The organism is Thioclava indica (assembly GCF_000714545.1).
Lineage (GTDB): Bacteria > Pseudomonadota > Alphaproteobacteria > Rhodobacterales > Rhodobacteraceae > Thioclava > Thioclava indica.
This window is the reverse complement of sequence record NZ_AUNB01000040.1, coordinates 105,420-121,614: the sequence shown is the minus strand read 5'-3', so window position 1 is coordinate 121,614 and position 16,195 is coordinate 105,420. Positions and strand designations below refer to the sequence as shown.

The window sequence follows — 16,195 nt, the reverse complement described above, 5'->3', positions numbered from 1 at the left end:
TGCGCTTAATGCCCGAAGGATTTCGAGAAATCGGCGAGAATCTCGCCGCGCTTGGCATAGGCATCACTCGATTGCGGCAGAAGCTTCAGCTCGGTGATTGTCGGGCGCAGGGCCTCGACATCGGTGCGCGCAGGCATCAGATAGACCTTGGCGACGTCTTCCTGACCCTTGTCCGACAGAACGAAGTCGATGAATTTCTTGGCCTCATCGGCTTGTTTGGTCGATTTCAGGATCATCATCGGGCGCGGCGCAACAACGGTGCCCGAGGTCGGGAAGACCACATCGATAGACTCGCCTTTCGCTTTGGCCCCCATCGCGATGTAATCGACGGCACCGAACACCGCCGCCTTGGCGCCTTGCAGCACCGGCGTCAGCGCAGCCTTGTTGGCCCCCGCCACAAGCATCCCGTTCGCCGCCAGTGCGGGGAACAGATCGTCATGCCCCGCAGCGTCCAGCCCCGCGACCAGTTCAAACGCCGAGCCCGATTGCGCAGGATCGGGCATGGTCACGAGCGATTTATACTCGGGTTTGGCCAAATCCGCCCAATCCGTCGGTTTGTTCGTGCCTGATTTCGGGTTCCACGCAATGGCCAGCGCCGCGACGCCCTCGGCCACATAGGAATCCGATTTCAGGAAGTCGGGCACGGTGGCGGCATTGGGCGAAGTGTAGGGGAGCAGCAAGCCCTGATCGGCAAAGCTCGTCGCTGTCGCCCAAGAGGCAGAGATCACGATATCGGCCTGCGGGTTAGCCTGCTCGGCTTTCAGACGCGCCATGACCTTTCCGGTCGTCGCCTGAAACAGGTTCACCTTGATCCCGCTCTCCTTGGTGAAATCGGCTGCAAGCGCCTTGGCCAGCCCCGCGGGCCCTGCGGTGTAAACAGTGATATCGGCATGGGCTGCAGCGCCGCTGATACCAAGGGCAAGGGCAAGCAAGCCGGTGCGAAGGGTGGGTTTCATCAGTCGATCTCCATGTTTATCGAACATTTCGGGGGTAAGGGGGATAAGGGTTTACGTCGTGGGCTCGTGGAACCATCGCAGCGCGTCTTGCGCGACATGCAGGCCCAATTCACTACCTGGGCTAGCACGCTGCGGGCTGGTGATCTGGATCTCGGCCCCGCCGTGCAACGCGAGGGTGAGTTGAAAATCCTCGCCGCGAAAAAGGCATCGCAGCACACGCGCGCGCAGCAGGCTTTGTGCGGGCGGGCAAACCGACAGGGCGCGGCGTGCCAGCAGCACATGGGTCGCGCCCGCCGGGGCGATTACCCCGGGCAGGGGCGCCTGTCCCGATGTCACCGGCAAGATCGCACCAAGGCGCAGGAACTCGGCAATCCAGGGCGCGGAAGGGGCTGCAACCAGATCTTCAGGCGTTGCAATCTGCGCGATTTGACCCGCGCGCAGCACCGCGACCTCATGGGCAAGCGAGAACGCCTCGGAATGGTCATGCGTGACATATAAAGCCGACAGGCCCAACTCGGCCACCAGCTGTGCGATCTCATCGACCATGCTTTCGCGCAGCTCGCGATCAAGATTGGACAGCGGCTCGTCAAACAGGATCGTCTGCGCGCCCGAAGCGACCGCACGCGCGATGCCCACGCGCTGTTGCTGCCCGCCCGAAAGCGCCGAGGGACGGCGATGCGCCACATCGCCCAGCCCGACGCGATCAAGCGCCCTCATCACCGTCTGCTCGCGAGCTCCGCGTCCCATCCCTGCCATCTCGAGCGGAAAACCGACATTGCGTGCAACGCTCATATGCGGCCAGAGCGCGTAATCCTGAAACACCATGCCCAGCCCGCGCTTTTCCGGAGCCAGCTTGATCGCGCGCTGCGGGTTGGCAACGATCTGACCGTTGAGCGCGATTTCACCGTGATCGGGCGCTTCAAGCCCGGCGATGGTGCGCAACAGCGTGGTCTTGCCGCTGCCCGATGGCCCCAGCAACGCTAAGGCGCGACCGCGCGGCAGTTCCAAATCGATCCCGCACAGGATTTTCACCGTGCCGTAAGACAGATGCAGGCCGCGCACGGCAATCGCCGGCTCGGCTGTCGCAACCGCGACCTTCTCAAATCTCGTCACCCCAAGGTTCATTCGGTGCCCACCTGTTGTTCGCAGCCTTAGGGCGTAAACATGACAGGCCCGTGACAGAGCGGCGGGGGGGGGGCATCGCGCGTCATCGTCCCCCCTGGGTTTGCATGGTGCCCCAGCTGTGAGCATGCTGTCCCTGCAATGAGTGCAGGACCTAACAACGCCTGACAGCAATCGGCGATGTCCGAATGGAATTTCGCGGTGAGGTGTTTGTTTCACGCGCATTGCGGAACCCGCAGGTGCGCGGCTGTCCGATCTGCCTGCGCGAGGACGCTGAGGTTCACCCGGATGCGCCTGCGGCAGCTCAAGCGCTGCGTGGCGACTGGCAATTGCGCGAGGTGAGCTTGTGCGTGCGCCACCGGCACCCTCTGGTCAACCTTTGGAGGGAGCAATTGCCAACAAAACGCTATGACATTAGCCCCCGGATGGCCGATATTCGTGCGATGATCCGCGGCGGCGATTTTGACCAGCCCCGCGTGAGGCCGTCCCCTTATGATTTATGGCTTGATGCCCGGTTGGCAGAGGGGCGCGATGCGACATGGCTGGCTGGCCATTCGCTCTACGCTGGAACAACTTTTTGCCGTCTGCTGGGGGCGGAACTGGTGCGCCACGCTGATCTTTCAAACGTCGGAGACCTGCGGGCAGCGCAAGCGGCAGGTTTTGCGGTGGCCCACCGAGGCGAAGACGCGGTCCGTGCCGCGTTGAAGGATCTCGCCGAGCGCGCGACCGGTGCCAAAGTGGAGCCGCGCGGAGCCTTTGGAGATCTCTACTCGAAGCTCTCGGTAGACTATCTTCACGAGGCAGGTTTCGCACCATTTCGAGACCTTCTTCGCGAACGCATTCTAAAGACGTGGCCCTTTGCCGCTGGCGAGGTCGTGCTTGGCAAAGAACTCTCTCGTCGTTGTTTGCATTCCATCTCCACTGCAGAGCATGAAACAGGCCTATGGGCGCCAAGACTTGAGGCAGTTCTCATCGAGGCTGGAGCGGTATCTCCGACCGACAAGCGCCCAGCAAATAGAAAAACCTTCGATGCCGAACGCTTTTCGCCTCTCCTTGCCGAGATGCCGCACTGGATCGGGGCGACAAAGCTTCGCAAAGCAATGGGCGCTACTCGGAACGAATTGGCCGCACTTGCGGCGGATGGGGTCTTGTTGCCAGCTACAGCGGTGCCGAGCGTTAAGTATCCGTGGCGCTTGGAAGACGGGCGGCGCTCGTCGCCGAGCTTAAGGCACTGGTCCAAGAGGACACGGTCTCAAGCGACGATTGAAAGAGCATACAAATGGCCAGTAAGCGATCCGGGCTGCGGGTCGGCGCGATTATCGACGCGATCCGTAAGGGCGCGCTGCGACTCGGGGGCCTGCCGGGGATTGAGGGCTATCACGGGTTCGCGGTCCAAAAGGCGGAAATCAATCTGCTCGCACTCCAAGGGAGCGCCGATGCAGCGCAGGATCTGATCCCTGCTACCGAGTTCAGCCGCACGATCAGCCGGCGTGGCAGGGACGGGTTCATTGCGCTGCTTGCGGCAGGACACTCTCCGTCGGTCCGCATGACTGCGCCGAAAGATGGGGCATGCGTGTTTTACCTGCGTGAGTCTGATATCCAAGCATTTCGAGCGCGCTTTGTGACCTTGCCGATGTTGATCGAACGCTTTGGCGAACACCGAAATACTATTCTTGCGCGCCTCAGGGCCGCTGACCTGCGCCCCTTTGCGCCTGAGGGCGAGAGCTATGGCCATATCTATCTGCGCGAAGAGGTGGAACGTAGCTTGCGCTGCAAGGTGTAGCGGCTGCCGCAACTCACACTGGCGGCGATTTCAGAAACTCAATTGAAAACAATAGCTTATAGGGTCATTGGGTTTTCGGACGGGCGTCGCCGGAAAACGGATGGTGTGAATCGCGGAAAAAACATGGTGTGAATGACAACTGTCAATGCTGGTAGGCCCGGAGGGACTCGAACCCCCAACCAAGGCGTTATGAGCGCCCTGCTCTAACCAATTGAGCTACAGGCCCACCATTGCCTCTCCCTCTATCACGCGCGCAGGCGACGTCAAGAATTTGGCGTGCTTTTGGCCAACAGACGTTGCTTGACCCGGGGTCTTGCGCTAGGGCTGCGCCCCAGTTGATCGTTGTTGGAGAGCGCCGCCATGACCGATAAGAAACCGGGCCTGACCTATGCCGATGCGGGCGTCGATATTGATGCGGGCAATGCTTTGGTCGAGCGGATCAAGCCAGCGGCCAAGCGCACGCAGCGCGCGGGCACGATGTCGGGGCTGGGTGGCTTTGGTGCGTTGTTCGATCTTAAGGCGGCGGGCTATAACGACCCGATTCTTGTGGGCGCAACCGATGGCGTGGGCACCAAGCTGCGCATCGCGATTGATACCGGAAATGTCGACACGATCGGCATTGATCTGGTGGCGATGTGCGTCAATGATCTGGTGTGTCAGGGCGCTGAGCCTCTGTTTTTCCTCGATTATTTCGCAACGGGCAAGCTGGAACTGGATCAGGCCACGGCGATCATCAACGGCATCGCTGAGGGCTGCGCGCAATCGGGTTGCGCGCTGATCGGCGGCGAGACGGCGGAAATGCCGGGGATGTATTCAAAGGGCGATTTCGACCTTGCCGGCTTTGCCGTGGGCGCGATGGAGCGCGGCGCGGATCTGCCCGCAGGCGTGGCCGAGGGCGATGTGCTGTTGGGGCTGGCCTCCAACGGGGTGCATTCCAACGGCTATTCTTTCGTGCGCAAAGTGGTCGAGATGTCGGGCCTTGGCTGGGACGCGGATTGCCCGTTTGGCGATGGCACGCTGGGTGCGGCGCTGCTTGCCCCGACTCGGTTGTATGTGACGCAAACGCTTGCCGCGGTGCGCAGCGGTGGCGTGCATGCGCTGGCCCATATCACCGGCGGCGGGCTGACGGAAAACCTGCCGCGCGTGCTGCCCGAGGGCATGGGCGCGCAGATCGATCTGTCGTCTTGGGATTTGCCGCCGGTCTTTGGCTGGCTGGCGAAAACGGCGGATATGGCCGAGGGCGAACTGCTCAAGACCTTCAACTGCGGCATCGGGATGATCGTCGTGGTCGATCCCGCGCGTGCCGATGCTATCACTGAACTGCTGACGGAGGCGGGTGAAACCGTCAGCCGGATCGGGACGCTTACCGCCGGAGACGGGGTGGCCTACACGGGGCACCTGCTGTGAAACGCGTCGCCATCCTGATTTCGGGCGGCGGGTCGAACATGATCAAGCTGGTGGAAAGCATGACCGGCGATCACCCTGCGCGCGCCGTTCTGGTGGCGTCAAATGATGCAAATGCGGCGGGGCTGCAAAAGGCGGCGCAGATGGGCGTGGCGACGGCGGCGATTGATCATCGTCCTTACGGCAAGGACCGCGCCGCGTTTGAGGCAGAGCTGCTGAAACCGATCTTGGCAGCCCAGCCTGATATTCTATGTCTCGCCGGATTTATGCGCGTGCTGACGCCTGATTTCGTGGGCCAGTTTGCGGGGCGGATGCTGAATATCCACCCCTCGCTCTTGCCGAAATATCCCGGCCTGCACACCCATGCCCGCGCACTTGAGGCGGGCGATACGGCGGCGGGCTGCACCGTGCATGAAGTGACGCCGGTTCTGGATGACGGCCCGATTTTGGGCCAGGCGCGGGTGGCGATTGCGCCGGATGACACGCCCGACACGCTGGCCGCGCGTGTGCTGGTGCAGGAACATCGCCTCTATCCCGCTGTGCTGCGCCGCTTTGCGCAAGGCGATCGCGCGCCGCTGATCCTGTAACATGCCACCCAATCGCGGCTTTCACGCCACGCCGGACACGCGATTTACCGCGGTGCTTTTCATTTCGCGCGCGCGGGGCTAAAGGTCGATAACCCTGCGGGATGACCCCGCGTCCCCTTGCGAAAGCGCGACATGCAGACCATTACCACGACCGACGCCCTCGCGGCATTCTGCGACAAGGCGAAGTCCGAGCCTTACGTTACCATCGACACCGAATTTTTGCGCGAGCGGACCTATTGGTCCAAGCTGTGCCTCGTGCAGATGGCCCTGCCAAACCACGACGGCCAAGAGGGCGAGGCGGTTCTGGTTGATCCGCTTTCCGACGATCTCTCACTTGAGCCGCTTTACGATCTGTTCCGCCACACGGCGACGGTCAAAGTGTTTCACGCCGCGCGTCAGGATCTTGAGATCTTCTTCACCGAGGGCAATGTCTTTCCCGATCCGCTGTTTGACACCCAGATCGCCGCGATGGTCTGCGGCTTTGGCGAACAGGTCGGCTATGAGACGCTGGTGCGCAAGATCGCCAAGGAATCGCTGGATAAATCCTCGCGCTTTACCGATTGGTCGCGCCGCCCGCTGACGGATGCGCAAAAGAAATATGCCATCGCCGATGTTACGCATTTGCGCCAGATTTACGAGTTCCTCGCAGCGCAGCTGAAAGAGACCGGACGCGAGGCGTGGGTCCGCGAGGAAGAAGCGGTGCTTCTGAACCCCGAGACCTATATCAACCGGCCTGAAGAGGCGTGGAAACGCGTTAAAACCCGCACCAGTTCGGCCCGGTTCCTCGGGATCGTGCGCGCGTTGGCGCAGTTCCGCGAAGGCTATGCGCAAAACCGCAACATCCCACGCTCGCGCATTTTTAAGGATGATGCGCTATTGGAACTGGCCTCGACCAAGCCCGCCTCGCATGAAGATCTCAACCGCTCGCGTCTTCTGCTGCGAGAGGCGCGGCGCGGCGAGATCGCCGAAGGGATCATGACGGCGGTGAAAGAGGGGCTAGAGGCGCCGCATGACTCGCTGCCGCGCCCGTCCGATCAGGGCCAGCAATTGCAGGTCGATACCGCCTTGGCCGATCTTTTGCGCGTGCTGCTGAAGGCGAAATCGCAAGAGGCGGGCGTCGCGGCCAAATTGATCGCAAGCTCTGCGGATCTGGACCGGATCGCTGCGGGCAAACGCGACGTCGCGGCCTTGCACGGCTGGCGCGCCGAGGTGTTTGGCCATGACGCGCTGCGACTGGCCAAAGGCGAAGTCGGGCTGACCGCACGCAGCGGATCGGTCGAATTGGTGGACCTGTAGCGCCGGAAAATCGGCGCTACTTAAACGCGATGGTTAGACGGTGCGCTTAGCGACGCACCGAGCGCGCGTTACCCGCACCCTCAACCACGATCTTGCGCACGCCTGCCAGCTTGAAATTGCTGATAAACGCCGCTGCCGACACTTCGCGCGATTGCTGCGTCGAGACACGGCGCGCATCGGGGCTGTCTGCTGCGGGCGGGGTCAGCATAAAGCGATAGGTCATCGTGCCATTCGCATCGGGTTTGCCATCATTCAGCGCGACCAGATCGGTTTGCCAATAGCCTTGAGTCGGGGGCAGGCCCATCGCGGTGACAATCGCGCCCGTAGGGGCTTTGTCCACGCTCAGGCTAAGCACCTGCGCGACCGGCTGTTGCCAGGGCTTGCCGATCTGTTCGGGATAGCCGCCCTTGGGCGCGAGCGTCGCCTGCGTCTCTGGCTGGCTTTTGCCAAACCAGTTGAACGGGTTGAGTTTGCTGCCGCGAATGGTGCCGCAGCCAGCGGTGGCAAGTGTCAAGGCAAGTGCCGCAATCAGGGCTTTGTTCATGGTCGCTCCGAAGCTGTCCAAGACCTCTGGTAGCCGATCACGCAGCTTTTGAAAAGCCGCGTCTGGACGCAGGCGGCTGCGCGCGTTACCCAAGAGCCTCAAGATGATGCAAGGAACCCCGTGATGGCCCGCGAAGCGTTTGAAGAGATTGCCGAGACCTTTGAATTTCTCGACGACTGGGAGGACCGTTACCGCCATGTGATCGAGCTGGGGCGCGAATTGCCAGGGCTGGACGAGGCGGTGAAAGTGCCAGCGACCAAGGTGCATGGCTGTGCCAGTCAGGTCTGGCTGCTGCCGCGTATTGAGGGCACAGGCCCGCAGGCGCAGTTTGATTTTCAGGGCGAAAGCGATGCGATGATCGTGCAGGGGCTGATCGCGATTTTGCATGCGCTGTATTCCGGTCTCAGCGTGACGCAGGTGGGCGAGGTGGATGCAGCGGCCGAACTGGCGCGGCTGGGGCTGAACGATCACCTGTCGGCGCAGCGCTCCAACGGGCTGCGCGCGATGATCGAGCGGATTCGCCTGCTGGCCGCCGAGGCCGCAAGCGCCTGATTTGGGCATGAAAAAAGGGGGCCGCGTGGCCCCCCTTGTCGGTGCAAGCGGCGCGCCTTAGCGCACCGGGTTGCGATAGATCATTCGGCGCAGCGATCCGGTTTTCGAGCGCATCAGCATCGTTTCGGTTTCGATATAGGTCGGCTCGCGCTTGACGCCTTTCACAATCGAGCCGTCCGTCACGCCCGTCGCCGCAAAGATCACATCCGAGCGCACCATGTCGTCGCGCGTGTAGATCTTGTCGAAATCGGTGATCCCGGCCTTGCGCGCGCGGCCCCGTTCGTCATCGTTGCGAAACAACAGCTTGCCCCACATCTGACCGCCCATGCATTTCAGCGCCGAGGCCGCCAGAACACCCTCGGGCGCGCCGCCAGACCCCATATACATGTCGATCCCGGTGAAATCGGGCTCGGCGCAATGGATCACACCGGCCACATCGCCATCGGTAATCAGGCGGATTTTGGCACCGGTGCTGCGCACTTCGGCGATCATGTCCTCATGGCGCGGACGATCCAAGATGCAGACGGCGATGTTCTTGGGTTCTACGCCTTGCGCGCGCGCCAAAGCTTCGATCCGCTCGGTCGGGCTCATCTCGAGGCTGACAACGTCTTGTTCATAGCCCGGCCCGATGGCCAGCTTTTCCATATACACGTCGGGCGCATGCAGCAGCGAGCCGCGCGGCGCCATCGCGATCACGGTCAGCGCGTTGGGCATGTCTTTGGCCGTCAGCGTCGTGCCTTCGAGCGGGTCGAGCGCGATATCAACCTCGGGGCCGGTGCCCGCGCCGACTTCTTCGCCGATAAACAGCATCGGGGCTTCGTCGCGCTCGCCCTCACCGATTACCACGGTGCCGCGGATGTCGAGCTTGTTAAGCTGTTCACGCATCGCATTCACCGCCGCCTGATCGGCTGCTTTTTCATCGCCACGCCCGATCAAATCTGCCGAAGCATGGGCGGCCGCCTCGGAGACGCGGGCAAGGCCCAGCGAAAGCATACGGTCGTTGAAATCACTCGGAGGGGTCATGTTCTTTTCCTGTTTGCCGTTCGGCGATAGCCACCGCGCACAGATAAACCCCGCCCAGCGCGCAAGGGCAACCCCTGTGAACGCTAACGGTCGGGCCGGTTTGCTGCCTCTGCAGGGTTCAGGCGGTTTACAGCTCTTCGATGCGGATCGCGACCGGCTCGCCTTCGACGACGCGGGTGGCTGGCAGGGCGGCGATGGCGTGATCTATCGCGTCGCGCGTGGTTTTATGCGTCACGATCAGCACCGGAGCCGAGGTGTCGGCATGGCCATACTGGCGCAAGCGGCTGATCGACACGCCCGATTCGCCCAGAATGGCGGCCACCTTCGCCAGCGCACCCGGCTTGTCGGCCAGTTGCAGGCGCAGGTAGTAGGGCGCGGGGTTCGGGGCGACGGCTGGGGTGGCCTGCACCAGCTTCGCGGCGGGCTGGCCAAAGGTCGACAGCCGCAAACCACGCGCCAGATCCATCACATCTCCCATTACGGCACTGGCGGTCGGGCCTTCGCCCGCCCCCGCGCCGCGCAGCACGATCTGGCCCACGGCATCGCCCTCAAGCACGACCATATTGGTGCCGCCCGTCAACTGCCCAAGCGGTGAGGAAGCCGGCACAAGACAGGGCGTCATGCGCTGTTCCAGCCCGCGCCCGGTCATCTGCGCGACACCCAACAGCTTGATCTTATAGCCCATATCGCCCGCGCGCCGGATATCGTCGATCGAGATCCGCCCGATCCCCTCCAGCACGACATTGTCAAAACTGACCTGCGTGCCAAAGGCAATCGCGGCGAGGATCGCCAGCTTATGGCCCGCGTCGATCCCGCCTACGTCAAGGTTTGGATCGGCCTCAAGATAGCCGAGCTGGCGGGCCTCTTCGAAGACCGTTTCATAGGGCAGACCGGCTTCTTCCATCCGCGTCAGAATGTAGTTGCAGGTGCCGTTCATCACGCCCATCACGCGGCGCATGCCGTTGCCTGCCAGCCCCTCGGTGAGCACCTTGATGACGGGAATACCGCCTGCCACAGCCGCCTCAAAGCGGATTGCGCGGTCCAAACCCTCGGCCAGTTCCGCCAGCGCCTGCCCGTGATGGGCCAGCAATGCCTTGTTCGCGGTGACCACATCTTTGCCCGCGCGCAGTGCCGCCTCGGTGGCGTCCTTGGCCGGACCTTCATGCCCGCCCATCACCTCGACGAAGACATCGACATCCTCGCGCATGGCCAGCGCCACCGGGTCGCTTTCCCACGCGAAATTGGACAGGTCCGCATCGCGGTTCTTGGTGCGATCGCGCGCCGAGACGGCGGTGATCACGACAGGGCGTCCTGCCCGCGCGGCCAGCTGATCAGCGTGGCGTTGCACAATCTTGACGACACCAATGCCCACGGTGCCAAGACCCGCAATGCCAAGGCGCAGGGGCTGGTCGCTAGGGGCTGGCGCAGACATGGGAAACCTCGTGTAAAACCGGAATTGCGCCCTGTTAGCGGGAAAGCGCGCCCCGTGCAACGGCGCGCATCGCCGCCCTTATTGCGCGCCTAGATCGGTCTCATCCACCACATCGACACGGCGTAGCGCGTCCGCGCGCGCGCGCAGCGCATCTGCACGCGTCTCAAGCGCGGGGGCGGGACTGGGGGTCAGCGGCTCGTTACTTAGCAAGCTATCGAGCGGAACCAGCTTGGGATACTCACCCGGCGCACCCGCGCACGCCGCTGTCAGGCAGATGAGGGTCAGAAGGGCAGGGGTGCGCAGCATAGGGTTTCCTGTCAGATCGTCGCCAAGATATGGCGCATCGCGCCACAGCACCAGCGCCGATTTCCGCGCTTTCGGGTTTGATACTGAACAGACGTTCAGTTAACTTCGCCTCATGGCACGCAAAACTGGCTCACACTCACAAATTACCGGTCCGAAAATCCGCGAGCAGGCGTTGCAGCTTTTCGCTCGTCACGGCTTTGCTGCCGTCTCGATGCGCCAGATCGCGGCGGCGGTCGGGGTGCAGGCGGGGGCGCTGTATCTTTACACGCCCGACAAGGAGGCGCTGCTGTTTGACCTGCTCAAGACCCATATGGACGAGCTGCTGGCGGCTTGGGCAGAGGCCCCGCGCGGGACCGGCCCGATGGCGGCGCTTGAGGCATTCGTGCGCTTTCACATCGGCTTTAACCTCAGCCGCGCCGATGCGGTATTTCTTAGCTACATGGAATTGCGCAACCTTGGCCCCGAGAATTTCGCGATGATCGAAAGCCAGCGGCGCGCCTATGAAACCGAGCTGGAAGATATTCTCAAGACGGGCCAGCAGGCGGGCACCTTCCTAATTCCCGACACAAAACTGGCGACGATGGCGATCATCGCCATGCTGACCGGCGTCACCACATGGTTTCGCGAAGGCGGACGGCTAAGCCGCCCGATGGTCGAGGATATTTACTGGGACATGGTGCGCAAGGCGGTGGGTGCTTGACCCTCCGCCCTGCGCGAGTTTGATCCGTCTCAGACGGGACCTTCGTCGTCACCGAACGACCCATTAGGGCTGTCATCGCCCCCGGTCTCTTCGCCGTCTGGCTCCGTGATCACAGGTGACACGCTGGCTGGTCGATCCAACTCAAGCGAATGCAACCCGACATAGCCACTCCAGTCGCCGTTGAAATAGAGGTCACCCCCGACATTCCAATGCTGTCCCCAAAGGCCGCCCGTGCCAAAGAAGCCCTGACTGCCATAGCCCATGCCCAGTTCGCCCATCACGTCATCATTGCCTGTCAGGCCGGTCAATTTGATCTTGCCCGTCACCGGACCCTGACCAAAGCCCAGATGCAGTGACAGTTTCGCGCCATTCGTGTCGCCATCCGCGTCAATGTCATAGCGCATCGCGCCGAGAACGCCCTCAAAACCGCTACTGCGTGCACCGAAAACATAGTTCAGCCCGACAAAGCCCTTGGTGTCATCCGCCAGTGCCCCGCTTGCCATGCAAGCCAGAGCCGCCGCTATTGTAAGTTTGCGCATCATCATGACCGTCTCTCCCTTCTGAAGTTTCGTTCACGTAAATGTTATAGCACAATCGCGACTCTTCCAATCGCGGTATTCCCTGCTTTCTCCGTGACATGGTGACACGGCGCGCGCGCCAAGCCCTCTTTGCCTTTGCGCCAGCGCAGGTTAATAAGGCGCCAAAGGAGCCCCGCACCATGCTGAAAACCCGCATCATCCCCTGTCTCGACGTGGCCGACGGGCGCGTGGTCAAGGGCGTGAATTTCGTCAATCTGATTGATGCGGGCGATCCGGTCGAAGCCGCCAAAGCCTATGACGCAGCGGGCGCGGATGAGCTGTGTTTCCTCGACATCCACGCCACGCATGAAAACCGCGGTACGATGTTTGATCTGGTTACCCGCACCGCCGAGCAGTGTTTCATGCCCCTCACCGTGGGCGGCGGCGTGCGCAGCCATGAGGACGTGCGCGCGCTCCTGCTGGCGGGGGCGGATAAGGTCTCGTTCAACTCGGCGGCTGTGGCCGATCCAGACGTGATCGCGCAGGCAGCAGATCGCTTTGGCAGCCAGTGCATCGTCTGCGCGATTGATGCCAAAACCGTCGCGCCGGGCCGCTGGGAGATCTTTACCCATGGCGGGCGCAAACCCACTGGCATCGACGCGGTGGAATTTGCCCGCACGGTCGCGGCTAAAGGGGCGGGGGAAATCCTGTTGACCTCGATGGATCGCGACGGCACGCGCGCCGGTTTCAACTTGCCGCTGACGCGCGCGATTTCCGATGCGGTTGATGTGCCCGTGATTGCCAGCGGCGGCGTTGGCACGCTCGATCATCTTGTCGAGGGCGTGACGCAAGGCGGGGCGAGCGCCGTGCTAGCCGCCTCGATCTTCCACTTCGGCGAATTCACGATCCGCGAGGCCAAACAACACATGGCCGATGCGGGCATTGCTGTGAGGCTGTGATGAACACGTTAGAAACACTTTTTGCCACGATTGAAGCGCGCAAAGCCGCCGATCCCGATAGCTCGTGGACCGCGAAACTTCTGGCCAAAGGCCCCGAAAAGGCCGCCGAGAAATTCGGCGAAGAGGCGGTCGAGGCGATCATCGCCGCCGTCAAGAACGACCGCGAGAACCTGGTCTATGAATCCGCCGACGTGCTTTATCACCTACTGGTCATGCTGGCCGCGCGCGATGTGCCATTGTCCGAAGTGCTTGCCGAACTCGAGCGCCGCCAAGGCACCTCCGGCATCGCCGAAAAAGCGTCACGCTAATCAGGGGCTCTGCCCCCGGCCTGCGGCCTCCCCCGGGATATTTTAAACACTTGGAAGCCGGGATGCGTTCGCCCTTCCTCTTGATCGAGATATCCCGGGGGTGAATGGCCGGGAGGCCAGAGGGGGCAGCGCCCCCCTTTCTTTTCCGCGGGTGCCTCCTAGCTATGGGCTGGAAACAGGAGACCCGAGCCATGTCGCAATCAGACTCTACCAACCGCCAGATCGTTCTTGCCAAGCGTCCCGAGGGCGCGCCTGATGGCGAAACGCTACGCCTTCAAACGGGTGACATCCCCAAGCCGGGCGGGGGCGAGATGTTGCTGCGCACGGTCTATCTGTCGCTTGATCCCTACATGCGCGGACGGATGAGTGCGGCGAAATCCTACGCCACTCCGGTCGAGATTGGCGGCGTCATGACGGGGCAGGTCGTGGCCGAGGTGATGCAAAGCGACTGCGACGGGTTCAAGGCGGGGGATTTTATGCTCGCCCCAAGTGGCTGGCAGGATTACGCGGTGTCCGATGGCACGCAGGTGCTGAATCTTGGGAATGAGCCGCAAAACCCCTCGTGGTCGCTGGGGATTCTGGGGATGCCGGGCTACACCGCCTATGCGGGATTGTTGCAGATCGGCGAGCCGAAACCGGGCGAGACGGTTGTTGTTGCAGCAGCGTCAGGGCCGGTTGGCGCGACGGTCGGGCAAATCGCCAAGATCAAAGGCTGTCGCGTCGTGGGCATCGCGGGCGGGCCCGAGAAATGCGCGCATGTGGTCGAAACGCTTGGCTTTGATGCCTGTATCGACCACCGCGCCGAGGATTTCGCCGATCAGCTTGCTGCCGTCTGCCCCGAGGGAATTGACGTCTATTTCGAGAATGTCGGGGGCAAGGTGCTGTATGGTGTCTTGCCGCTGCTGAACCCGTTCGCGCGGATGCCTGTTTGCGGGATGGTGGCGTGGTATAACCTCACCGGATTGCCCGATGGACCCGATCACGGGCCGCAAATCCTGTCCACGATCTTGCGCATGAAGGTTAAGGTGCAGGGCTTCATCATCTTCGACAGCTTCCCGATTTCGCTGTATCAGGAATTTGCGCGCGAGATGACGGGCTGGCTGGAAGATGGAAAAATCCAGTATAAAGAACAAATGGTTGACGGGCTCGAGGCCGCGCCGGATGCGCTTTATGATCTGTTGGAAGGGCGCAATTTCGGCAAGATGGTTGTCAAAGTCGGCTAAGCCTGAGGACGGGGTTGCGTTTGTGTGACCCCGTCGTGACTTGCTCTTTTCAACTTCGAGGTTATCTGTACTCTCATGTTTGGACGCTTGCTCAATATCTTGAATGATCCCGCCCCCGCGCTTGATCCGCTGGCCTCGGACGAGCGCGAGCTGGCTTTGGCCGCTCTTTTGGTGCGTCTTGCGCGCTCGGATGGGGATTATGACGATGAGGAAAAGGTGCGCATTGACCGCGTTCTGGCCGCGCGCAACGGGCTGTCGACGCGCGAGGCAACCGAGCTGCGCCATCACGCCGAAGAGGTTGAGTCCGGCGCGCCCGACACCGTGCGCTTCACCCGCGCGCTGAAAGACAAGGTCGCCTATGAGGACCGCACCGGCGTGATCGAGGCACTCTGGGACGTGGCGCTGGCCGACGGTGTGCGCGAGTCCCACGAGGAGTCGTTGATCCGTCTGGCCTCAAAGCTACTCGGTGTGAATGATGTTGATTCGGCGCTGGCGCGTCAGCGGGTCGAGGCGCGGCGCAACTGATCCTTGCGCATGCCGCGCCTGTTTTTGCGCCATTTGCCTGTGTTTTCGTCGCTTTTCCTTGGGTCAACTGTCATGACCCCGTTGCAATCCGTATGAATTTCGCGCCAGATTGACCAAACGGACAAAGAGAAGCTGCCAAGCGTGCCCCTGACAGACCCAGCATCGCAAGATGCGCCCGTCATTGAAATTCGCGATCTTCACAAGAGCTACGGCTCTCTTGAGGTGCTCAAGGGCGTCTCTCTGAAGGCGTTGCGCGGTCAGGTGATCTCGCTCATCGGCTCGTCGGGATCAGGCAAATCCACATTGCTGCGCTGCGCCAACCTGCTCGAAAACAGCCAATCGGGCGAGATCCTGTTTGAGGGTGAGGGCGTGCTTTGGAAAGGGCAGGGCCAGTCCCGTCGCCCCGCCGATCGCGCACAGGTCACGCGGTTTCGCACCAATCTGTCGATGGTATTCCAGCAGTTCAATCTCTGGGCACATATGACGATTCTGCAAAACGTCATGGAGGCGCCGGTCACCGTGCTGGGGCACCCCAAGGCCGAGGTCGAACCGCTCGCGCGCGCGCTGCTCGACAAGGTTGGCATTGGCGACAAATGCGACGCCTATCCTGCGCAGCTTTCGGGCGGTCAACAGCAACGCGCCGCGATTGCGCGTGCGCTGTGCATGGAGCCCAAGGCGCTGTTGTTTGACGAACCCACCTCTGCGCTTGATCCCGAGTTGCAGCAAGAGGTGGTCAAGGTGATCAAGGATCTCGCGGGCGAGCATCGCACGATGATCCTCGTGACCCACGATATGCGGCTGGCGCGCGATGTGTCAGACCATGTGGTCTTTCTCCATATGGGAAAGATCGAAGAAGAGGGCCCGCCAGAGGCCCTGTTTGGCGCGCCGAAATCGGAGCGCCTGCAACAGTTCCTGTCGGCCACCGCGCCGGCGTGAAACCAACCAAGTCCAATGACA

Annotated in this window: 18 protein-coding genes, 1 tRNA gene and 1 pseudogene; 12 read left to right on the top strand and 8 right to left on the bottom strand. The window is 62.0% G+C overall.

What is annotated here, in order from left to right:
* Positions 1-5: 5 nt before the first annotated feature.
* On the bottom strand, positions 6-956 hold the full coding sequence (locus DT23_RS12620) for an ABC transporter substrate-binding protein (protein ID WP_038131711.1): 951 nt from the start codon (positions 954-956) through the stop codon (positions 6-8).
* A 51-nt stretch (positions 957-1,007) separates the two neighbouring features.
* Positions 1,008-2,069, bottom strand: coding sequence for an ABC transporter ATP-binding protein (locus tag DT23_RS12615; protein WP_240473606.1), 1,062 nt, complete (start codon positions 2,067-2,069; stop codon positions 1,008-1,010).
* Positions 2,070-2,266: 197 nt separating this feature from the next.
* Between DT23_RS12615 and DT23_RS20340 the strand changes: the two are divergent.
* Both DT23_RS20340 and DT23_RS20050 read left to right on the top strand, forming a co-directional pair.
* Positions 2,267-2,437, top strand: a pseudogene (locus DT23_RS20340) (TniQ family protein); the annotation flags it as partial.
* A gap of 920 nt (positions 2,438-3,357) precedes the next feature.
* Positions 3,358-3,861 (top strand): hypothetical protein, encoded by a 504-nt coding sequence (locus DT23_RS20050; RefSeq protein ID WP_051697270.1) that lies wholly within the window; start codon positions 3,358-3,360, stop codon positions 3,859-3,861.
* Positions 3,862-4,010: 149 nt separating this feature from the next.
* Here the strand turns inward: DT23_RS20050 and DT23_RS12600 are convergent.
* Positions 4,011-4,087: transfer RNA gene (locus DT23_RS12600), tRNA-Ile, on the bottom strand.
* 134 nt (positions 4,088-4,221) lie between these two features.
* Between DT23_RS12600 and purM the strand changes: the two genes are divergently transcribed.
* From purM to rnd, 3 genes are all read left to right on the top strand, one after another.
* Positions 4,222-5,268, top strand: coding sequence for a phosphoribosylformylglycinamidine cyclo-ligase (gene purM, locus DT23_RS12595; protein ID WP_038131706.1), 1,047 nt, complete (start codon positions 4,222-4,224; stop codon positions 5,266-5,268).
* A complete protein-coding gene (gene purN / locus DT23_RS12590) occupies positions 5,265-5,852 on the top strand; it encodes a phosphoribosylglycinamide formyltransferase (protein WP_038131704.1) in 588 nt (195 codons plus the stop codon). The genes purM and purN overlap by 4 nt, the downstream gene beginning before the upstream one ends.
* A gap of 132 nt (positions 5,853-5,984) precedes the next feature.
* Complete coding sequence (gene rnd, locus DT23_RS12585) at positions 5,985-7,148, top strand: ribonuclease D (protein WP_038131702.1); 1,164 nt, start codon at positions 5,985-5,987, stop codon at positions 7,146-7,148.
* 46 nt (positions 7,149-7,194) lie between these two features.
* On the opposite strand, the gene DT23_RS12580 is transcribed toward rnd, so the two are convergent.
* Positions 7,195-7,692: a hypothetical protein gene (locus tag DT23_RS12580; protein WP_038131700.1), complete on the bottom strand. Its 498-nt coding sequence runs from the start codon at positions 7,690-7,692 to the stop codon at positions 7,195-7,197.
* Between the two features lie 123 nt (positions 7,693-7,815).
* On the opposite strand from DT23_RS12580, the gene DT23_RS12575 reads away from it, so the two are divergent.
* On the top strand, positions 7,816-8,244 hold the full coding sequence (locus tag DT23_RS12575; protein ID WP_038131698.1) for a SufE family protein: 429 nt from the start codon (positions 7,816-7,818) through the stop codon (positions 8,242-8,244).
* A gap of 57 nt (positions 8,245-8,301) precedes the next feature.
* On the opposite strand, the gene glpX is transcribed toward DT23_RS12575, so the two are convergent.
* The 3 genes from glpX to DT23_RS12560 form a co-directional block, all read right to left on the bottom strand.
* Positions 8,302-9,267, bottom strand: a complete 966-nt coding sequence (gene glpX / locus DT23_RS12570; protein ID WP_038131696.1) for a class II fructose-bisphosphatase — start codon at positions 9,265-9,267, stop codon at positions 8,302-8,304.
* Between the two features lie 127 nt (positions 9,268-9,394).
* Positions 9,395-10,699 (bottom strand): homoserine dehydrogenase, encoded by a 1,305-nt coding sequence (locus DT23_RS12565; protein ID WP_038131694.1) that lies wholly within the window; start codon positions 10,697-10,699, stop codon positions 9,395-9,397.
* A 78-nt stretch (positions 10,700-10,777) separates the two neighbouring features.
* A complete protein-coding gene (locus DT23_RS12560; RefSeq protein ID WP_156023941.1) occupies positions 10,778-11,005 on the bottom strand; it encodes a hypothetical protein in 228 nt (75 codons plus the stop codon).
* Between the two features lie 112 nt (positions 11,006-11,117).
* On the opposite strand from DT23_RS12560, the gene DT23_RS12555 reads away from it, so the two are divergent.
* Positions 11,118-11,705, top strand: coding sequence for a TetR-type transcription factor C-terminal domain-containing protein (locus DT23_RS12555; protein ID WP_038131691.1), 588 nt, complete (start codon positions 11,118-11,120; stop codon positions 11,703-11,705).
* Positions 11,706-11,734: 29 nt separating this feature from the next.
* Here the strand turns inward: DT23_RS12555 and DT23_RS12550 are convergent, their stop codons facing one another.
* A complete protein-coding gene (locus tag DT23_RS12550; protein WP_038131689.1) occupies positions 11,735-12,250 on the bottom strand; it encodes a hypothetical protein in 516 nt (171 codons plus the stop codon).
* A 173-nt stretch (positions 12,251-12,423) separates the two neighbouring features.
* Here DT23_RS12550 and hisF point away from each other — a divergent pair, with 173 nt between their 5' ends.
* From hisF to DT23_RS12525, 5 genes are all read left to right on the top strand, one after another.
* Positions 12,424-13,182, top strand: coding sequence for an imidazole glycerol phosphate synthase subunit HisF (gene hisF / locus DT23_RS12545; protein ID WP_038131842.1), 759 nt, complete (start codon positions 12,424-12,426; stop codon positions 13,180-13,182).
* A complete protein-coding gene (locus tag DT23_RS12540) occupies positions 13,182-13,490 on the top strand; it encodes a phosphoribosyl-ATP diphosphatase (protein ID WP_038131688.1) in 309 nt (102 codons plus the stop codon). The genes hisF and DT23_RS12540 overlap by 1 nt, the downstream gene beginning before the upstream one ends.
* 191 nt (positions 13,491-13,681) lie before the next feature.
* Complete coding sequence (locus DT23_RS12535) at positions 13,682-14,713, top strand: NADP-dependent oxidoreductase (RefSeq protein WP_038131686.1); 1,032 nt, start codon at positions 13,682-13,684, stop codon at positions 14,711-14,713.
* A 75-nt stretch (positions 14,714-14,788) separates the two neighbouring features.
* On the top strand, positions 14,789-15,238 hold the full coding sequence (locus DT23_RS12530; protein WP_038131685.1) for a tellurite resistance TerB family protein: 450 nt from the start codon (positions 14,789-14,791) through the stop codon (positions 15,236-15,238).
* Between the two features lie 141 nt (positions 15,239-15,379).
* Positions 15,380-16,174: an ABC transporter ATP-binding protein gene (locus DT23_RS12525; protein ID WP_276202220.1), complete on the top strand. Its 795-nt coding sequence runs from the start codon at positions 15,380-15,382 to the stop codon at positions 16,172-16,174.
* Positions 16,175-16,195: the final 21 nt, after the last annotated feature.